14 protein-coding genes are annotated in these 17343 nt (G+C 27.6%); 2 read left to right on the plus strand and 12 right to left on the minus strand.

Annotation, left to right across the window (positions count from 1 at the left end; translation table 11 throughout):
• Window positions 1-136: 136 nt before the first annotated feature.
• The 8 genes from L1S46_RS14890 to L1S46_RS14925 all read right to left on the minus strand — a co-directional run bounded on the left by L1S46_RS14890 (window position 137) and on the right by L1S46_RS14925 (window position 10887).
• Window positions 137-682, minus strand: a complete 546-nt coding sequence (locus L1S46_RS14890; protein WP_017210043.1) for a histidine phosphatase family protein — start codon at window positions 680-682, stop codon at window positions 137-139.
• A gap of 45 nt (window positions 683-727) precedes the next feature.
• Window positions 728-2509 carry a bifunctional homocysteine S-methyltransferase/methylenetetrahydrofolate reductase gene (locus tag L1S46_RS14895; RefSeq protein ID WP_077868401.1) on the minus strand — a complete coding sequence of 594 codons (1782 nt, stop codon included), beginning with the start codon at window positions 2507-2509 and terminating at the stop codon, window positions 728-730.
• A gap of 190 nt (window positions 2510-2699) precedes the next feature.
• Window positions 2700-3818 (minus strand): anti-sigma factor domain-containing protein, encoded by a 1119-nt coding sequence (locus tag L1S46_RS14900; RefSeq protein ID WP_238892645.1) that lies wholly within the window; start codon window positions 3816-3818, stop codon window positions 2700-2702.
• Window positions 3819-3845: 27 nt separating this feature from the next.
• The gene (gene sigI / locus L1S46_RS14905; RefSeq protein WP_011969149.1) at window positions 3846-4511 is read right to left on the minus strand and encodes an RNA polymerase sigma factor SigI; all 666 of its coding nucleotides are present in this window, start codon (window positions 4509-4511) and stop codon (window positions 3846-3848) included.
• A gap of 592 nt (window positions 4512-5103) precedes the next feature.
• A complete protein-coding gene (locus tag L1S46_RS14910) occupies window positions 5104-5607 on the minus strand; it encodes a J domain-containing protein (protein ID WP_023975095.1) in 504 nt (167 codons plus the stop codon).
• 121 nt (window positions 5608-5728) lie between these two features.
• On the minus strand, window positions 5729-8179 hold the full coding sequence (recQ, locus tag L1S46_RS14915) for a DNA helicase RecQ (RefSeq protein WP_023975096.1): 2451 nt from the start codon (window positions 8177-8179) through the stop codon (window positions 5729-5731).
• An 84-nt stretch (window positions 8180-8263) separates the two neighbouring features.
• Window positions 8264-9133, minus strand: a complete 870-nt coding sequence (locus tag L1S46_RS14920; RefSeq protein WP_023975097.1) for a methionyl aminopeptidase — start codon at window positions 9131-9133, stop codon at window positions 8264-8266.
• 311 nt (window positions 9134-9444) lie between these two features.
• A complete protein-coding gene (locus L1S46_RS14925) occupies window positions 9445-10887 on the minus strand; it encodes a DEAD/DEAH box helicase (protein ID WP_054249134.1) in 1443 nt (480 codons plus the stop codon).
• Between the two features lie 316 nt (window positions 10888-11203).
• On the opposite strand from L1S46_RS14925, the gene L1S46_RS14930 reads away from it, so the two are divergent.
• Entirely contained in the window at window positions 11204-12412 is a 1209-nt protein-coding gene (locus tag L1S46_RS14930; RefSeq protein ID WP_023976832.1) for a DEAD/DEAH box helicase, read from the plus strand.
• A gap of 464 nt (window positions 12413-12876) precedes the next feature.
• Window positions 12877-13455: a hypothetical protein gene (locus L1S46_RS14935; RefSeq protein WP_023976833.1), complete on the plus strand. Its 579-nt coding sequence runs from the start codon at window positions 12877-12879 to the stop codon at window positions 13453-13455.
• A 136-nt stretch (window positions 13456-13591) separates the two neighbouring features.
• On the opposite strand, the gene L1S46_RS14940 is transcribed toward L1S46_RS14935, so the two are convergent.
• The 4 genes from L1S46_RS14940 to L1S46_RS14955 are packed head-to-tail and all read right to left on the minus strand — an operon-like array spanning window position 13592 to window position 17056.
• Window positions 13592-14335 carry a membrane protein gene (locus L1S46_RS14940; RefSeq protein WP_023976834.1) on the minus strand — a complete coding sequence of 248 codons (744 nt, stop codon included), beginning with the start codon at window positions 14333-14335 and terminating at the stop codon, window positions 13592-13594.
• Between the two features lie 52 nt (window positions 14336-14387).
• Window positions 14388-15386, minus strand: a complete 999-nt coding sequence (locus L1S46_RS14945) for a permease (RefSeq protein WP_023976835.1) — start codon at window positions 15384-15386, stop codon at window positions 14388-14390.
• Entirely contained in the window at window positions 15383-16051 is a 669-nt protein-coding gene (locus L1S46_RS14950; RefSeq protein WP_017210054.1) for a GTP-binding protein, read from the minus strand. Before L1S46_RS14950 ends, L1S46_RS14945 begins: the two co-directional genes overlap by 4 nt.
• A 42-nt stretch (window positions 16052-16093) precedes the next feature.
• Window positions 16094-17056, minus strand: coding sequence for a GTP-binding protein (locus L1S46_RS14955; protein ID WP_023976836.1), 963 nt, complete (start codon window positions 17054-17056; stop codon window positions 16094-16096).
• Window positions 17057-17343 lie beyond the last annotated feature (287 nt).

Below are 17343 nucleotides of genomic sequence, written 5' to 3' on the forward strand. Positions count from 1 at the left end.
TATTTATTTCAATAATATATATCAAAAAATATGCTATACTTTTTATCATAAAATATAGCATATTTTATTGACTCTGTCCTTATATTTCTTTATATTACATAAAGTTTTGTTCAAACATAAATTTATAGTTATTCTATTATTTTTTATATAAATATAGGATTCCATTTTTAGGGCTGTATATTAACTTGCCTGTAAAGCTCCTCTTCTTCAATTCTTTCTGAAGACTATACATAAAAAAACCATGCGTAACAATTAAAATGTTTTCTGTACCTTCTTTTCTCGCTTCATTTAATAATAAATCAACAAACTTCTCAGCTTTCTCTCTTGTAATAATCTTATTTTCTTGTTGAGATTTATGGTTGAAATACCACGCTATTCTTCCACTAATCGCCCAAAACCAATACGGAAGCTTTAAATTACTTTTAAATATTGGATCAATGATAGTTTCTCTAATTAGATCATTTTGAATTATATCATCCTTATATACATGTTGTGCTGTCGTTATTGCTCTTATAAGCGTACTAGAATAACATTTATCCCAATTTATCCCCATAAGCTCTACATCTTTTCTAATCACACCACTTATATTGTAATTTTCTTCCCAATTTTTAAATTCTTTTGATGTCATAAAAAAACTTTTACGGTAATCAACTTTAAAATGTCTGATAAGACCAACATTCATAAAAATCCCTCTTGTCTTTTATTATTCATATAAGAACTATAATGATTAGGCATTAATCTGCTTAATAATTTCAATTAACATATTAACCCTATTAAAAGGAGTAATGAAATATAATCCATCTGCAATACCTTTTAGTTTCTTTCCTATTTCCACAGTAATTTTTACACCGATTTCTTGTGCCTCTTCTTTGCTCATATTTTCTGAAAACATTTGTACATATTTATCTGGTATAGTTACTCCAGGAAGCTCATTATTTAAAAACATTGCGTTTCTATAACTTACAACGGGAAGTAATCCCGCTAAAATCTTTACATTAGTCCTCTCTTTAATCATTTTCAAGAACTCTATAGCATTGTCATCATAGATAGGTTGCGTTAAAAAAAACTTTGCACCTTTTTCTATCTTCTTCATCATTCTATTATATTCTACTTCTTTATTTAAAACATTCAAATTCAAAGCACCACCTACATAAATACTATCTTCTTTGAATATTTCTTCATTCATGCTTTCTATTAATTCTATTAGCCTAAATGAATTTAAATTAAATACGCTTTTTGTTTCAACTTTACTAGCATCAGATATAGGGTCACCAGTAATTGCAAGGATATTTCTTATATTTTCAATATGAGATCCTATCAGACTTGACCTTATTGCATTAGTATTTTTATCTCTACAGCAAACATGAGGCATAGCTTCAATTCCTATTTCTCTCTTGATTTTAGACGATATAATAGTTGAATCTGCTCTAACCTTCGACATTGGTGAATCCGGAACTGTTACTAAATCAATATTGTTTTCTTTACATATCTTAGCTCCATCTATGATTCTTGATATATCGGTATCAATTGGTGCCGATAATTCTATAGCTACAACAAACTCACCATTTTCGAGCTTATCTTTAAAAGTATTCTTAGCCTTTTTCTCAAAACTTTTAACTTTTGGCTCAGCCTTAGTATTAGCATTGATTACTTTAGAATTCTCATTAATTATTTTGGTTAATTGTTTAATATAGCTTGGATTTGTTCCACAGCATCCCCCTATAATTGAAACCCCAAAAGACCTTATTTCACTAACTTTTTTCGCAAAATATACGGGATTGTTTGGATAAACTGTTCTTTCGTGAATTATCTCTGGATAACCTGCATTAGGCAGTACCGAAACAATTTCATTTTCTATATTAATTTTTTTAACCATTTCCAATATATGTGCTGGTCCAGAACCACAGTTAAACCCAAATGCATCTATATATTCTGTATTTCGTACTTCTTTAATCAATTTAGCCGCACTTATCCCATCTCTTGTAAATCCATCTGGCTTAACAGCAAACTGAGTAAGTATGAAACTATCTATATTCTTGTACTTAATATACTCGCTTATTTTTTTCAGGTAATTATAGTTGCTAAAAGTTTCGAATATAAAAATATCTATACCATTTTTTAAAAAGCAATCTACTATGTATTTATATTCTTCTAAAACTTCATTGCTAAATTCATCTAAATTATCTGTTTTAATAGGTCCAATACTTGCACCTATTAAAACAGAAGTATTTCTTGTTACTTCTTTAGCTAAGTTTATTCCTGACTTAATTATGTCCATTAATGTTTCTAACGATACTCCAAGATCATATGTATTAGCAGAAAAAGTATTTGTTCTAATTAGTTTAGCCCCTGCTTCAATATACTCTTTATGTATTCTTTTTATAGTTTCTTTATCATTTAAGTTACCAAATTCACAATAGGATACATCATTACCTGTTACTTCTGAATAATATGTTCCCATTGCTCCATCACATATTAGTATATCATTTTTTAATATCTCTTTTATCATTTTTAATCTCCCCAAATCCTTGTTAATAATGCTTACTAGTAAGTATACTATAATTTTTTATTCTAGTCCTCTTTTTTAATACGATTTTCCTATTGATAAATTTATTTTTTAGCCAAATTGCATGTAAAAATAAAAAGTAGATCTATCTTTGATACTATGCATCTAGATAAATCTACTCTTAAATAACTCATTAATTTTTAACAGTCTTATTAGCTGTATTCTCGTCAGTTTTTGGTACTTGTATAGTCTTATTAGGATCTTCCTGAATTTTTCCTGACGTAGGATTATTTACAATAGTTCCGTTATCTGGACCTATATTAATAGTATTGTCATCCTTTGCAGGACTTGTCACTGGTGTATTTCCCTTGTTATCATTCTCATTTTGTGCAGGAACCTCTGGTTGTAAATTTAACACACCATCATCCTTTTGTTCTTTTTTAGGGTTATCTGTAGCTTTCCCCGAATCCACATTAGGTAATGAATTGTCAGCTGCTCCATTTATTACAGGCTTATCTACAGTTGTTTTTTCAGGTTTTGCATCTGAATTTGAATTAGTAGCTGGAGTAACGACATCACTATTTTTTTCATCTTTTGCATCCCACTGAGTTACATTTTCTTTATCTTTTATACTTGCAGTAATTTCTTTTACTGGTGCTACATCTATTTTATTCTTTGTACTCTCATCTACCACTAGAGATGCTTCATATCTTCCTAAGCTTATTCCTTTTGTCTTAGCTTCATCAACATCTTCCTTATCACCTTTAACATAAGTAACTTTTTCTGTATTAAAGGTAGATTGAATAACATCCTTTATATCTTTCTCATAAGCACTGTTATCTTCATTTTTTATAAATGCAAATCCAACCAATACTTCCCTATTAGTATCTAAATATTTTTTTTCTATAAGTTTTTCCTTTATTTTTTGTATTCCTTCATCAAGAGATATACCTTTAACATCTGTAAAATCTATATTCTTTCCATCATTGTTTACACCTTCAACTCTAATAATCTTCAATTTATTATCAGCTTCTATTTGTATACTAGGATTAATATCTAAACTAACAACTGCATATGCTGTATCAGATTTCATAGTATGAAAGAAGGTGAATACTATTAAAAACAACGCTGCAATTGCTCCAATTGACTTAATAAAGTTATTATACCTATAAGTCCCACTATTACTAGCCTTAATGAGATCATCTTCAAAATAAAATATTTTTTGCCCTATTTTCATATCTTTCTTAGGTTCAATCTTTTCCATTATGCCATTATCATTTAAAGCTATAGCATAACTTTTTTTAATTTCCATTATTATTCCCCTATTCATTCTTTTCACCTACTTTCTGATCCAATTTTTTAAAGCACTGAGATTTTTATCAATTATTATTACAACAGAAATTATAAATTTTTTGCTTCTTTTTATTACCTTTTCTGTAACTGAAAACTTTAAAACAATCCTTTTGATTGGTAATCTTTTCTTTAAATACATAAAAGATAAAAATTCTTCATCCTTTGATATTTCTTCTGATAAATTAATTGCATTCTTTCTCGTTGCTTGTTGTTTGGGAGCTTCATTCACCAAATCTTCCAAAGTAAAACCAAACGAACTTATTTCATTCTTTAAGGCAGTTATTTCTTCCAGCAACATGCTATTATCTTCCTTAGGCTCAAAATATTCATCTCTAAAATCCAAACCTTTGTCCACTAATTCGTCCAAAGATGAATGATTATGCTTATTTTCACCTTTTAAGTAATTCTTTATTCTACTTCCAATTACTAATTTTGCAAAAGATAAAAAATGTCCCTTCTCATTATCATATCTTTCAATTGCCTCATGAAAACCAAGTAATCCAACGCTAAGTTCTTCATCATTTTCGCAAGATACATAGCGACCTGTCACATCTGAAATACTTTTTATTATAAAAGGCATATGATTTTCAATAAGTTCATTTATACTTGTGTTCTTATCAACATTTAAATCTATTAAAACACATTCGAGCATGACATACGCTCCCTTCTCCGGTCATTATTATATACAAAAAAAAATATAGGTTTTGGTACTTTTTATTAAACAAATGTAAAACTTTAATTTCTAGGCTTAATTTAACATTTAATTGAAAATACTTTCGTAAAATCTAAAGTGATATTTACTATTATATCATGTATTAAATATATTTTTAACTTTGTTGGTTGAAAAATATATTTATAGAACTTTTTTTCTCTTATCAATGTAACTTCTAACACTTTTTTATTAATTTGACAAAAGATATCATTCACATACTTATATTATTAAAACATAAATTTGATTTTTAATTTAATTACAGCTTATTTTACTAAAACAAAAAGGAGCTTAGAGACCGGCGAAGGACACTCTAAGCTCCACATTAGCACTTTACGTACCAACTGCTTATTTAGAATAACATAAATATTTCAAAATTTCAACACAAATTATAAACTTTATCTATATATGTTAAATTTAAAATCCTAATATAGATATATATATATGTTTTAATAAATAAATTTACATTTAAAACTCTAGTAAGCAAAACGCTAAATTAAGAGTAGAATCTTGAAATTTGATTACAACATATATACTAACACATTCCCCCGTTACCACTACTATTATTATCTCCACCGCAAGCATTCATACTATTAGAATTAGGTTTAACATTTTTATTTGCATATTTTTTCATATAATCAATAACTCTTGCCTGCAATTTGTTTAAGCTGTCCAAATATTCATGGTTATTAGGATCTAATTCTACAGCTTTTTTCAAGTAATTAAGCCCACTGTCAAACCATCCCTTTTGAACAGATATAAAACCTTGAAGATAATTCCATTCTGCTGAATTCGCATTATTTATTAAGTTCAATTTTGCTTCAGCCTCAGAAAAGTTTTTATTATCAACTAAATCACGAATTTCTTTATATAGATTACCATTAATAATGAGCTCATATGCCGCACTAAGAGCCAAAACTTTTTGTTTAGTGGTCTCATTTTGATTTTGTGTATATTCTTCTAAAATATCTTTGAATTTATTTTTTATTTCTTCTTCAGAAGCTGTTTTTTCAATGCCTAAAACCTCGTATGGATCCAATTTAATTACACCTCTTTACTCTATCTTCTATTCTACTATTAAATATATTTAATAAAAATTAGTAATATTCTTACATGTAATTAATTTGGTCCAAAATAACCTAATAGATTTTATTAATTGACTACAAATAGTACTTTTTTAAAATTACAGCTCTTATGCTTTCATATTTTATATGTGAAGGTAGTTCTTTTTTTAGTACATTTATCTTATCATATCCATGCTTTTGGCATGCATCTATTATTAGCTTTTCATCTTCTTTATTATAAAATTCTTCCAAATTTATATGAAATGCATTTTCTCCAAACTCTTTTATATAATCTGTTACATATCCTAGGATAGTTGAAATTGAGATCTCTAATTTTTGAGATACTTCATGTATAGTTATGTTCTGCTTAAGCATATCTATTGAGATTTGATCATTCTCCCTAGTCTCTCCATCAATTATAACCTTTCTTCTTTTTCTTTCAATCCATTCTACTTTTCTATCATTTTCTGACAAATATTCGTTTACTATATTTATTATCTTTTCTCCATACAAACTTATTTTCTTAGGTCCCATGCCTGTTATATCTTTTAATTCATCTAAAGAACTCGGGCATCTTCCACTTATTTCCTTCAGAGTATTCATTGTCAGTATTGCTTGGGGTAATGCTCTTTCTTCTTTAGCGAATTCTTTTCTTGCATTGTCTAGTCTCTCGTATAATTCTAAGTCTGTTTTAACTTCTATTCTAGATTCTTCATCTTTATTTATACTCTTTTGTTCGTCTAGCAAGCCTTCATCATGATCAGATATAGCAATTTCATGTTCTTCTACAAAATTCCGTATTACATCTTCAAATACTTTTCCGTATTTATTATATTTAACTTCTCCAACTCCAGAAACTTTAAGCATTTCATATTTTGATATCGGATAATTTACAGTCATTTCTTTTAGTGTAACGTCACCGAATATTATATATGGTGGAACATTGTTTTCCTTTGCCAGTTCTTGTCTTAAATTTCTAAGAATCTCAAAAAGTTCATTTTCTTCACTAGCTTTCTTTTCTACTCTAAACTCTTTTAATTGAACTTTTTCTTGAGATGTTAATACTCTTCTTGATCTATCATTTAAACTCAACACTGGATATGTACCTTCAACCACATTAATATATCCATGAGAAATCAATGTATTAATAAAGTTTTTGAGATCTTCTGCTGAATATTCTTTCATTAATCCATAAGTAGAAAGCTCGTTAAAATGAAATTGAATAACTTTTTTATTTTTAGATCCTCTAAGCACATCTACAAGCATTCCAATTCCAAATTTAACTTTCATCCTGTATATACATGAAAGAACTTTTTGCGCTTCTATTGTCTTATCAACAAACTCTCCTTCACTCAAACAATTACTGCAATTATCACATTGCCCATTATATGTTTCTCCAAAATACTCCAAAACGTATTTTCTATAGCAATAATTGCTATATACAAAATCCATCATTTGTTGAAGCTTTCTATATTGATTGTTCTTTCTCTCTACATCTTCTATTGAGTTTTCTATTAAATACTTTTGGACCTGAACATCTTGAGGCGAAAATAATAATACGCATTCGCTCTTTTCTCCATCTCTTCCTGCTCTTCCAATCTCTTGATAGTAACTTTCAATATTTCTTGGCATATTATAGTGTACAACATATCTTATATTAGGTTTGTCTATCCCCATTCCAAAAGCATTGGTTGCTATCATAATACCAGCTCTATCATATATAAAATTTTCTTGATTTTCTTTTCTAGTATTTTCAGATAATCCCGCATGATAGCAAGTCACATTATACCCTTTCGCTTGCAAAGATTCATATAAATTATTGACTTCTTTCCTAGTTGCAGCATATATAATGCCTGAAACTTCTTTATTGTTTTCTATATATTTATATAAATATTCCTTTTTGTTACCACTTTTAATCACGCTGATAGATAAGTTTTCTCTATCAAAACCTGTTATAAAGACTTTTGGATTATTCAATTTAAGAAGATTTATTATATCTTCTCTCACTTCCTGTGATGCAGTTGCAGTAAATGCTGTTATTATAGGTCTCTTTTGAAGTAAACTTATAAAATTTGATATTTTTCTATAACTTCCCCTAAAATCATGTCCCCATTGAGAAATACAATGAGCTTCATCTATAGCTATTTGAGAAATATTACATTTAGAAATAACACTCAAAAACTCAAAAGATTCTAATCTTTCAGGAGCTATATAAAGAATCTTTATTTCACTATTTTCCAAATTGTTTATTACTTCTTTTTCTTCTATAGCACTCAATGTACTATTTATTAAAGCGCCTTTTATCCCCATATCTTTTAGCGTATCTACTTGATCTTTCATTAGGGATATTAGAGGAGAAATTACTATTGTTATTCCTTCTAGCATCAATGCTGGTATCTGATAACAAATTGACTTTCCTCCTCCAGTTGGCATTATAGCAAGTACATCTTCTCCATTTATTATTTTACTTATTATGTCTTCTTGCCCTTTTCTAAATGACTTATATCCATAATATTTCTCCAAATAATTTAAAGCTACATTATCCATTTAATAATACTCCTTAGATTAATACTTCCATTAAACAAGGTAGTCAAAATTGATTTAAAAACCACTTTTAACTACCTTAATATATTACTTAGCTAAAATTTCTATTCCAGTCTCAGTTATCAACACTGTATGCTCCCACTGCGCTGATAATTTATCATCGGCTGTATAAATAGTCCATTCATTTTCTTCATCAACAAAAACATCATAAGTTCCTTGATTAACCATTGGTTCAACGGTAAGAATCATTCCGGGAACAAGCAACATTCCAGTTCCTTTCTCCCCTATATGAGGAACAAATGGATCTTCATGAAATTCATTACCTATTCCATGTCCACCTAATGCTCTTACTATTGTATATCCATTTTTATGAGCATGTTCCTGACACGCTGCACCTATATCTCCTAAGAATCCCCAAGGTTTTATAGCTTCAATTCCTTTTATCATACATTCCCTAGCTACTTCTACTAATCTTTTAGCTTCTTCACTAACATTGCCAATCATAAACATTCTAGATGCATCTGAATAATATCCATCTAAAATCGTAGAAACATCTACATTTATAATATCTCCATCTTTGATTATAATATTTTCATCTGGGATTCCATGGCACACTTCATTATTTATTGATGTACATAAACTCTTTGGGAAACCTTCAAAATTCAATGGTGCTGGAATCGCCCCATGTTCTATAGTATAATCATATACTAATTTATCTATATCAGCAGTGCTCATCCCTGCTTTAATTTTACTTGCAACTAAGTCTAAAACCCCATCATTAATCTTAGCGCTTCTTTTGATTCCTTCTATATCTTTTTGGCTTTTTATAATATCTCTTGGTGGGACTATATGGCCTTTTCTTTTAAAGCTTTCAATTTTTTCATCAAATTCTAAATGACATTTTTTATATTTCAACCCACTGCCACACCAACATTTTTCATTTCTATCTAAGATCATTGTTTTTATAACACCTCTTTATAATACATTATTATTTATTAATATTTTAGTTTTTTGTCATCAAATATTCAGCTATATATATAATACACCTAAATCAATTTAAATGCTCATCTATATTCTTTCTCTGCCAAAATTTTAACATCTTAAGCTAGCTTCCTTTAAGTAATATGGCATTTATAATTTTATAATGCAACAGACTAGTAATCAATTTACTTTTATTTCCTATATTTAATAAGATTTCATATTCACTATCTATAATACCACTTAATATTATTTATGTTAACATTATTTAAAATTTTATATTAACATACTTACTTTTTTGCTTTTTCAGCTTTAATAATTTTACCTTTTATAGTTATATTTTTTAACTCTTCTATAACTCTTTTTCCTTTTCCATTTAATATATCAACATAGGATACCGAATCCTGGACATCTATTATTCCAATATCTTCAGATCTAATGCCCTCTATTTTACAAATAGCCCCAACTATATCTCCGGCACGAATCTTCTTTTTTTTACCTCCATTTAAATAAATTTTTGTTATATTGTTATTTATGGCTTTTGATTTTTCTTCTTTTCTTTTCGGTTTACTTTTAAGTGTTTTAACCCCTTCATTTTTTTCCTTTTCAACCATTATTTTCTCAGGCAAATTATAGACAGGAATTTTGAATCCAATAAACTCTTCAATTTCACTTAAAAGCTTATCTTTTTCATTAACACAAAAGCTTATTGCCTTCCCTTTTTCCCCTGCTCTTCCTGTTCGGCCTATTCTATGTACATATGCTTCCTTCTCTACGGGAAGATCATAATTTATTACGTGAGTAATTCCTTTAACATCAATGCCTCTTGAAGCTAGATCTGTTGATACAAGTATTCTAAAATCGCCCAATCTAAATCCATCCATAATGCTTAATCTTTCTTTTTGAAGCATTCCTCCATGTATTCTATTAACAGAGTACCCCTTAGATTTTAACCATTGAAACACTGTATCTACATTCTCTTTAGTTTTTGCAAATATAACTACTGTTTCAGGTTTCTCAATTATTAAAATATCATTTAGTTTTTCTATCTTCTCTTCATAATTAGTATAATATAAATTATGATCTATATTTTCGTTAATAAGTTTTTGATTATTAATACTTATATCTACAGGCTTATTCATGTATTTATCACATAATACCTTTATTTCCTCTGGTATTGTTGCTGAAAATAACATAGTAACTTTCTTCTTTGGAAGTCTTCTAATAATTCCTTCAACTTGCCCTATAAATCCCATATTAAGCATTTCATCAGCCTCATCTATAACAAAATATTTAATTTGAGCTAAATTAAGACTTCCTCTATCTATATGATCTAGAATTCTCCCTGGAGTTCCAACCACTACATGCGTCTTCTGTTTCAATTTTCTCTCCTGCTCTGAGATAGGTTCTTTACCAAAAATCGAAACAGATTTTATTCTTTTAAACCTTCCTATATTAGTTATATCTTCACTTACTTGAACAGCGAGTTCTCTCGTAGGTGTTAATACTAAAATTTGTGGGATATTTTCATTCCAATCCACTTTCTCACATAAAGGAATCCCAAAAGCTGCCGTCTTTCCACTTCCCGTTTGTGATTTAACTATGATATCTTTATTTAAAAGTATCTCTGGGATAACTTTTTCTTGAACTTTTGATGGATTTTTATAACCAAGTCCCTCGATTGATTTTAGGATTTCATCACTTATTTTAAATTTAGTGAATTCATTATTCATATATTAAATTTTCACCTCAATTATTTTATTAAATTATATTAATCAGAAATTATATAAATCTTTCTTATTATACCATTCTTATCTATTTTTCAAACACTATTTGTTTGTTTATTTTTTCATTGTTTTAATGCAATTTATACTTTAAATCTAAATTTTGCTTTAGAGAGTAGTTTTTTTACATAAATATATAATCATTCTATATCAGATAATATATCTGTGGGATTATGTAACTTTAACTAGAAAAATGCACATAATAAGGATATAATTAATTAGCAATATATATAGAAAAATTATTCAACTATAAAAGGAGAAATTAATGATTAACTCATTTAGTGATTTAAATTTAAATTCAAGTATAATAGAAGGACTACAAAAACAAGGAATTAATATACCAACTTCAATTCAAGCCAACTCTATTTTACCTGCTCTTGAGGGCAAAGATATAATTGGTGAAGCCTTTACAGGAAGCGGTAAAACATTAGCTTATCTATTGCCTCTTTTTCATAAAATAGATACATCAAAGAGAGAAATGCAAGGATTAATATTGGCTCCAACACATGAACTTGCTAAACAAATAGAAGATCAAATTAAGCTTCTTGCTGAGAACTCATCATTCCCTATAACTTCACTATCTATTATTGGTGATGTTAATATAAATAACCAAATAAAGAAACTCAAAGAAATAAAACCTCACATAATTGTTGGGTCAACAGGTAGAATTCTAGATCTAATTCGAAAGAAAAAAATAACTGCTCATACTATAAAAACAATAGTAATTGATGAGGGAGATAATTTATTAGATCCGAAGAGATCTAACGTTACTAAAGACATTGTTAAATCAACAATGAGGGATAGACAGCTTATGCTATTTTCAGCATCTATAAAACCTGAAACATTGGAAACTGCGAAGTCTCTAATGAAGGAACCAATAATAATAAAAAGTGAAGATAAGCCTTTAATAAATCCTAATATTGAGCATATGTTTATCTTATGTGAAAGACGTGATAAGTTTGAAACCTTAAGAAAAGTTCTTGTGGCTGCAAAACCAGAAAAAGCAATCATCTTTGTTAATAACAATGAGGATATTGAATTAACAACAGCCAAACTTAATTATCATAGCAAAGATTGTTTTGCTATGACCGGAAAGATTTCTAAGGAAGATAGAAAACTTGCAATTGAAAGCTTTAGGACAGGTAAAATAAAAATACTAGTCTCATCAGATGTTACAGCTCGTGGTCTTGATGTTGCTGATATAACTCACGTTTTCCATTTGGATTTGCCATTAAAATTAAATGAATATCTCCATAGATCTGGAAGAACTGCTAGAGGAAACGCTCATGGTACTTCTATATGTATTTTAACTGCTCAACAGCTTAATATAATAAAAAAATATGAGAGAGAATTTAATATACAATTTAAAGAAAAGAAAGTTTTTGGCGGAGTTTTAGAAGATGCTAATTATAACTCTAGTTCAAAGCAATATGAGCAAAAAAATAAATCTTATAGTAGCAAATTTAACAAATAAAATTTTATTATAGTACTTAATAAAACTTAAGCAAATTAGTATTAGGGATACTTATTTTTTCACCCAAATGATTAAAATGAGTATCCTTTCATTTTTATAATAAACTTAAATCTCTGCACACTCTTTTATATCTAATCTAATTATTCTCTATATAACAATTAGTTAATTATTTAATTATTGATGTGCCTTCACTTTAATTTATGATTTTCTTCCATTAATTTTATTAACGATAATAGTTAATAATAACTTATTATTTTATTAAAGTTTTCTTAAGTAAACAATTACCCAACTTAATCGGTGCTATAATCGGTAGTGATGTAACGGTATATATGTTCTAAGAAGTTCAATTCATAAATGTTTATCATAAACTTATCAGGTATTTATAGAACAATGAACTATATTATTTAGGACTTGTATCCAAAAAACTCACTAAAATATACACATAATGTTGGAGGAAAATTTTTATGAAAAAGAAAATCATTAGTCTATTGTTAATTGCAGCAGTTAGTTCAACTGCATTAATATCTTGTGGAAAAACTAAAGATTCTGCAAATTTGAATAATGAAAATACAACGGAGCAGTCTTCCACAACATCTACAACTGAACAATCACCTCAAAGTAATTCTAAGATAGTTGGCGAAAATAACAAACCCACTGTAGAAGTTAAACAAATTGCTTCTTTGACTGATTTTAAAGATAAAGACAAAAGTGAAATTGAAAAACTTTTAGGAAAAGCTATTAGCGAGGAAGATGATAAGGCTACCTATGAAAAAGATGATTATAGTTTTGAAATAAAATATAAAGATTCAAAATGTAATGAAATTAAGATAATTCCTAAGTCAGAAATGAAATTCCCAGCTGATGGAACTAACATCTTAAAATTAGTAGGAATAAACGCAGATGATTCGGATTCTACAATATCTCCAGCTGGACTTGAATGGAATAATAAATTTGATACATTTAAGATCAATGTAGTTTCTAATAATGAACCAAATGGTAAAATTTCTTATGTAACAATTATTTTATCAGATCCTTCTAAATAATGATAAGAGTTTGTGGATTTTGTATATAAAATACTACAGTATTAAAATTTAAACCAAACCATATTAAACGTATATTCATACTTTTTTACCTAACAAATTACTTTTGTTAGTGATTTCCATGAATATACGTTTAACTTTAATTTTCTATCTCTAATTTTTCTATTTTTATAGATGGTATTTTATGCTCTACATTGCTTTCATCTTTAATCACCGAGCTACCTACTTCCCCTATAACTTTAATCTTATCATTTTCTTTTAGTTGATACGATTTATCATAATCTCCAACTATTCCAACGATTTTTGAATCAGCAGCACAGCATGTCATTATAATCCTTCCTATAATTATTTGATCTTTATTTAAGTAATTTTCTTTACATACAAATCCATGTATTTCTAACTTTTTCCCTATATATTTTTCTGGATTAATCCGTATATCATCAAGCATTGTAGGATTATGTTCGTCAATTCTTATAGTTTCTTCATTGTTTCTTATGTTGCTCTTATTAAAATTATACTCAAATTCATGTTCATATAATGACTTTCTATCAATAACACTTGTTTTGTTTTCTAAAATTTCTAAATTCAGCTCTGAATGTTTAAATGTTTGCTGCTTATTAATAGATATGAAACCTATTATTAAGGCTAGTATTATTGGAAACAATTTTATTTTAATATTCATGCTGCCTTTAGGTGTAAATATATTTTTTATTTGAAAAACAGTCATTATACTTATCATTATTATAGTAATATAAAAATATTTAATCATATTACTACCTATATAAAAACCTATACTTCCAGTAGATATTAAATATATTATAGAGAAATCTAACAATATAAGAACAATAAACCATAAAAACTCATCAAAATTAAATCTTTTCACTTATTTTTCAGCTCCTTTTTATATTTAAATTGCTATCATTTAAAGTGCATCTTTATATTCCGCACATCATGAATAAAAAGGAGATTATAAATACAACAACTATTGTACTTATACTTAATTTAAGTACAAAACTTTTTTTAAAGGCTCCAATAATCATAATAAGATTTTTCAAATCAAGCATTGGACCTAAAATTAAAAATGCTGTAACTCCACTAAGTGAATAGTTAGTTAAAAAACTTTTTCCTACGAATGCATCCACTTCTGAACAAAGAGATAAAAAGAATCCAAGCAACATCATTGCAACTATTCCTAGAATCTTATTATTAGAAATAAAGTTTATTTCTCCATGAGATACTGCCACTTGAAATACGCTAGATATAAATGTCCCAAGTATCAAGTATCCCATTATATCCAAGAACTCTCTATTTGTATGTTCAATTATTCCTCTTAATTTGTTTTGATTTTCCACATATGAATTACATCCGCAGTTACAATAGCTATCATTATCTATAAAATCTATCACTAATCCTTTCTTATCTTTTTCAAGCGAATTTACTATCATTCCAATTAGAATTGCAGCTATAAATCCTCCAACTATTCTAAGAAGCACCATAATTTTTTTATCGTAAAATGCATAGTAAGTAGACATTATTACAACAGGGTTAATTATAGGTACAGCAAGCATAAATGTTACTCCGAACCCAACAGGTACACCTTTCTTTATAAGCCGTCTTGTTATAGGAACAATTGCGCATTCACAAACCGGAAAAATAAGACCTATCAAAGCAGCTCCTAAATATCCTAAAATATTTGCTTTAGGTATTATCTTAGCAATAATCCTTTCTGATATACATGTTTGAATTATAGCAGATATGAGAGATCCTATTATGATAAATGGCATTGCCTCAAGAATTATACTTGTAAATATACTTGCAAAATCTCCTATAACTTCAATATATATAAGGGTTGGATATTTATTGTAAATATATATTGATAGTATTACTACACTTATAATAAAGAAAGCTTTAACCTTCTTCTTATAAAGATTCATACATTTTCCTCATTTCCCTCATATTTTATGTTAGTACTTTTTTTGTAGTTTATCATTTTAATTTTTATCTTTTTTAAACACCCATTGTCCAATACCCTTGCTTCCCTAAGTGTAGAATTCAAAATATACTTATTACTAACTCGTAAAATAAATGCTTTAGGATTTATATTCTTAACTTTTTTAAAACCTTCATTTAAAATTTCTTTTTTGCAATAATCTATATTATTAATAACAATCATATTGGCGTTTTGTATAAAAGGTATTATAAAGCCTCCCATATTGTCAATATATTGCTTTAATGTCTTACCATCTGCAACAAAGAATATAGTCGTAATCTTACTACATTCTCTATAAATTCTTTCATTCAATATATCGAATAATTCTTTTAAATCAGAGGTTCCATTATATTCAATTATTATTCTGTTAGGTTTATATTTTTTTATTGAGTATATCATTTTTTCTTTTAAATCTTTAATATCTAAAGCATCCTGGATTCTTACAAAATTACTTATGTTACTAGAATGTACAATATTTTTTTCTCCTTGCTCTAATTGAAAAACCAGTACTTTTTCTCCATCAACTAAACTTTCTTTTAAAAGTGAATTTATAAATGACGTTTTTCCAGCTCCTAAAAAACCTGTCACAATCTCAATATGTATTTTCATAATTCCACCACCTCTCTACAAAGTTTTAATAATTAATAATTCTTATATTTGCCTAATAAATAGACGTTCTAATTCCCTTTTATTTAACTCACTACCAATTATTGAAACCACTTTCTTATTTGACCATCTAATTTTCCTGCTTTTAAATTCATTAGGTACATAATCAAATTGATAATATTCTCCATCGTTTGCTTTAAAAACACCTTTAGCTCTTATTATTCTTCCGAACTTATCATTAGTTGAAATAAATTCGAATTTTTTTTGAATTTCAAGCATACTTATATTTTCTTCAAGATCTATAGGATAGCTTTCAAAAATTTCATTTGCACTATGATTTACTTCTCTTCTCATCTGCTTACTTGCGCTAGAGCTAATACTAGAATTTGCAGCAAAAATTTTTCTTTTTTCATTTATTACATTTGTACTAAGAAAATCACTTCCTTTTAATAACTCCCATGGTTTATATATTATTTTAGCTTTCAAATTTAACTTTCTTATAGAATCTATAGTTGTATCAATTTTTTTATTATCTACAAGTTGACTTCTGCTTAAAACTATAGTTTTTGCTCTTTTTATTTGATTCTCATAAAATTCCTTAAAATTTTTCAAATACATATCATAATTTCTAATATCAATTAAAGTAAAAATATTTCTAATTTCGAGCTCATGCTGAAACTTCTTTTCTTGGAGAATATTTAATATCTCACTTAATTTTGCTACTCCTGAGGGTTCAATTATTATATTGTTCGGATTATACTTACCTATAACTTCTAAAACAGCTTCTCCAAAATTTCCAGATACCTGACAACAAATGCATCCAGAATTTATTTCCTTAATTTCAATATTACTTTCTTTTAATATGTCTCCGTCTATTCCAACTTCTCCGAACTCATTTTCTATAATAACCGTATTGCTATCATAAACCTTTTCTGACAATAACTTTTTGATTAACATTGTCTTTCCAGCACCTAAAAAACCTGAAAATATATCAACTTGAACTTTCATCAAACTTTTCTCCTTCCATTGCAACCATACATTATATTCATATTTTTATTTATACTATAATTGCTCAATATATATGAATAAAATTTATTTACAATTTTTCATAACAAAAAGGTCCTTATAATTAATAAAAAGTTATTAATTATAAGGACCCTCGTTATAGCCTAAGCTAAATGAAATAATTAAATATGTTATGCTACTATTTTATTTAGATATATACTTTAACTTATAGCTATAAATTTATCTAGCATTTATAAAAATCCAAGAAAAATTCACATATATTTCTATTC

The organism is Clostridium sp. YIM B02500, assembly GCF_022324665.1.
GTDB classification, from domain to species: domain Bacteria; phylum Bacillota; class Clostridia; order Clostridiales; family Clostridiaceae; genus Clostridium; species Clostridium beijerinckii.

Excerpts from the sequence above, each read along its gene's own strand:
- L1S46_RS14890 (WP_017210043.1), bottom strand. The coding sequence starts at position 682 with ATGAATGTTGGTCTTATCAGACATTTTAAAGTTGATTACCGTAAAAGT.
- L1S46_RS14895 (WP_077868401.1), bottom strand. The coding sequence starts at position 2,509 with ATGATAAAAGAGATATTAAAAAATGATATACTAATATGTGATGGAGCA.
- L1S46_RS14900 (WP_238892645.1), bottom strand. The coding sequence starts at position 3,818 with ATGGAAATTAAAAAAAGTTATGCTATAGCTTTAAATGATAATGGCATA.
- sigI (WP_011969149.1), bottom strand. The coding sequence starts at position 4,511 with ATGCTCGAATGTGTTTTAATAGATTTAAATGTTGATAAGAACACAAGT.
- recQ (WP_023975096.1), bottom strand. The coding sequence starts at position 8,179 with ATGGATAATGTAGCTTTAAATTATTTGGAGAAATATTATGGATATAAG.
- L1S46_RS14920 (WP_023975097.1), bottom strand. The coding sequence starts at position 9,133 with ATGATCTTAGATAGAAATGAAAAATGTTGGTGTGGCAGTGGGTTGAAA.
- L1S46_RS14925 (WP_054249134.1), bottom strand. The coding sequence starts at position 10,887 with ATGAATAATGAATTCACTAAATTTAAAATAAGTGATGAAATCCTAAAA.
- L1S46_RS14930 (WP_023976832.1), top strand. The coding sequence starts at position 11,204 with ATGATTAACTCATTTAGTGATTTAAATTTAAATTCAAGTATAATAGAA.
- L1S46_RS14935 (WP_023976833.1), top strand. The coding sequence starts at position 12,877 with ATGAAAAAGAAAATCATTAGTCTATTGTTAATTGCAGCAGTTAGTTCA.
- L1S46_RS14945 (WP_023976835.1), bottom strand. The coding sequence starts at position 15,386 with ATGAATCTTTATAAGAAGAAGGTTAAAGCTTTCTTTATTATAAGTGTA.
- L1S46_RS14950 (WP_017210054.1), bottom strand. The coding sequence starts at position 16,051 with ATGAAAATACATATTGAGATTGTGACAGGTTTTTTAGGAGCTGGAAAA.
- L1S46_RS14955 (WP_023976836.1), bottom strand. The coding sequence starts at position 17,056 with ATGAAAGTTCAAGTTGATATATTTTCAGGTTTTTTAGGTGCTGGAAAG.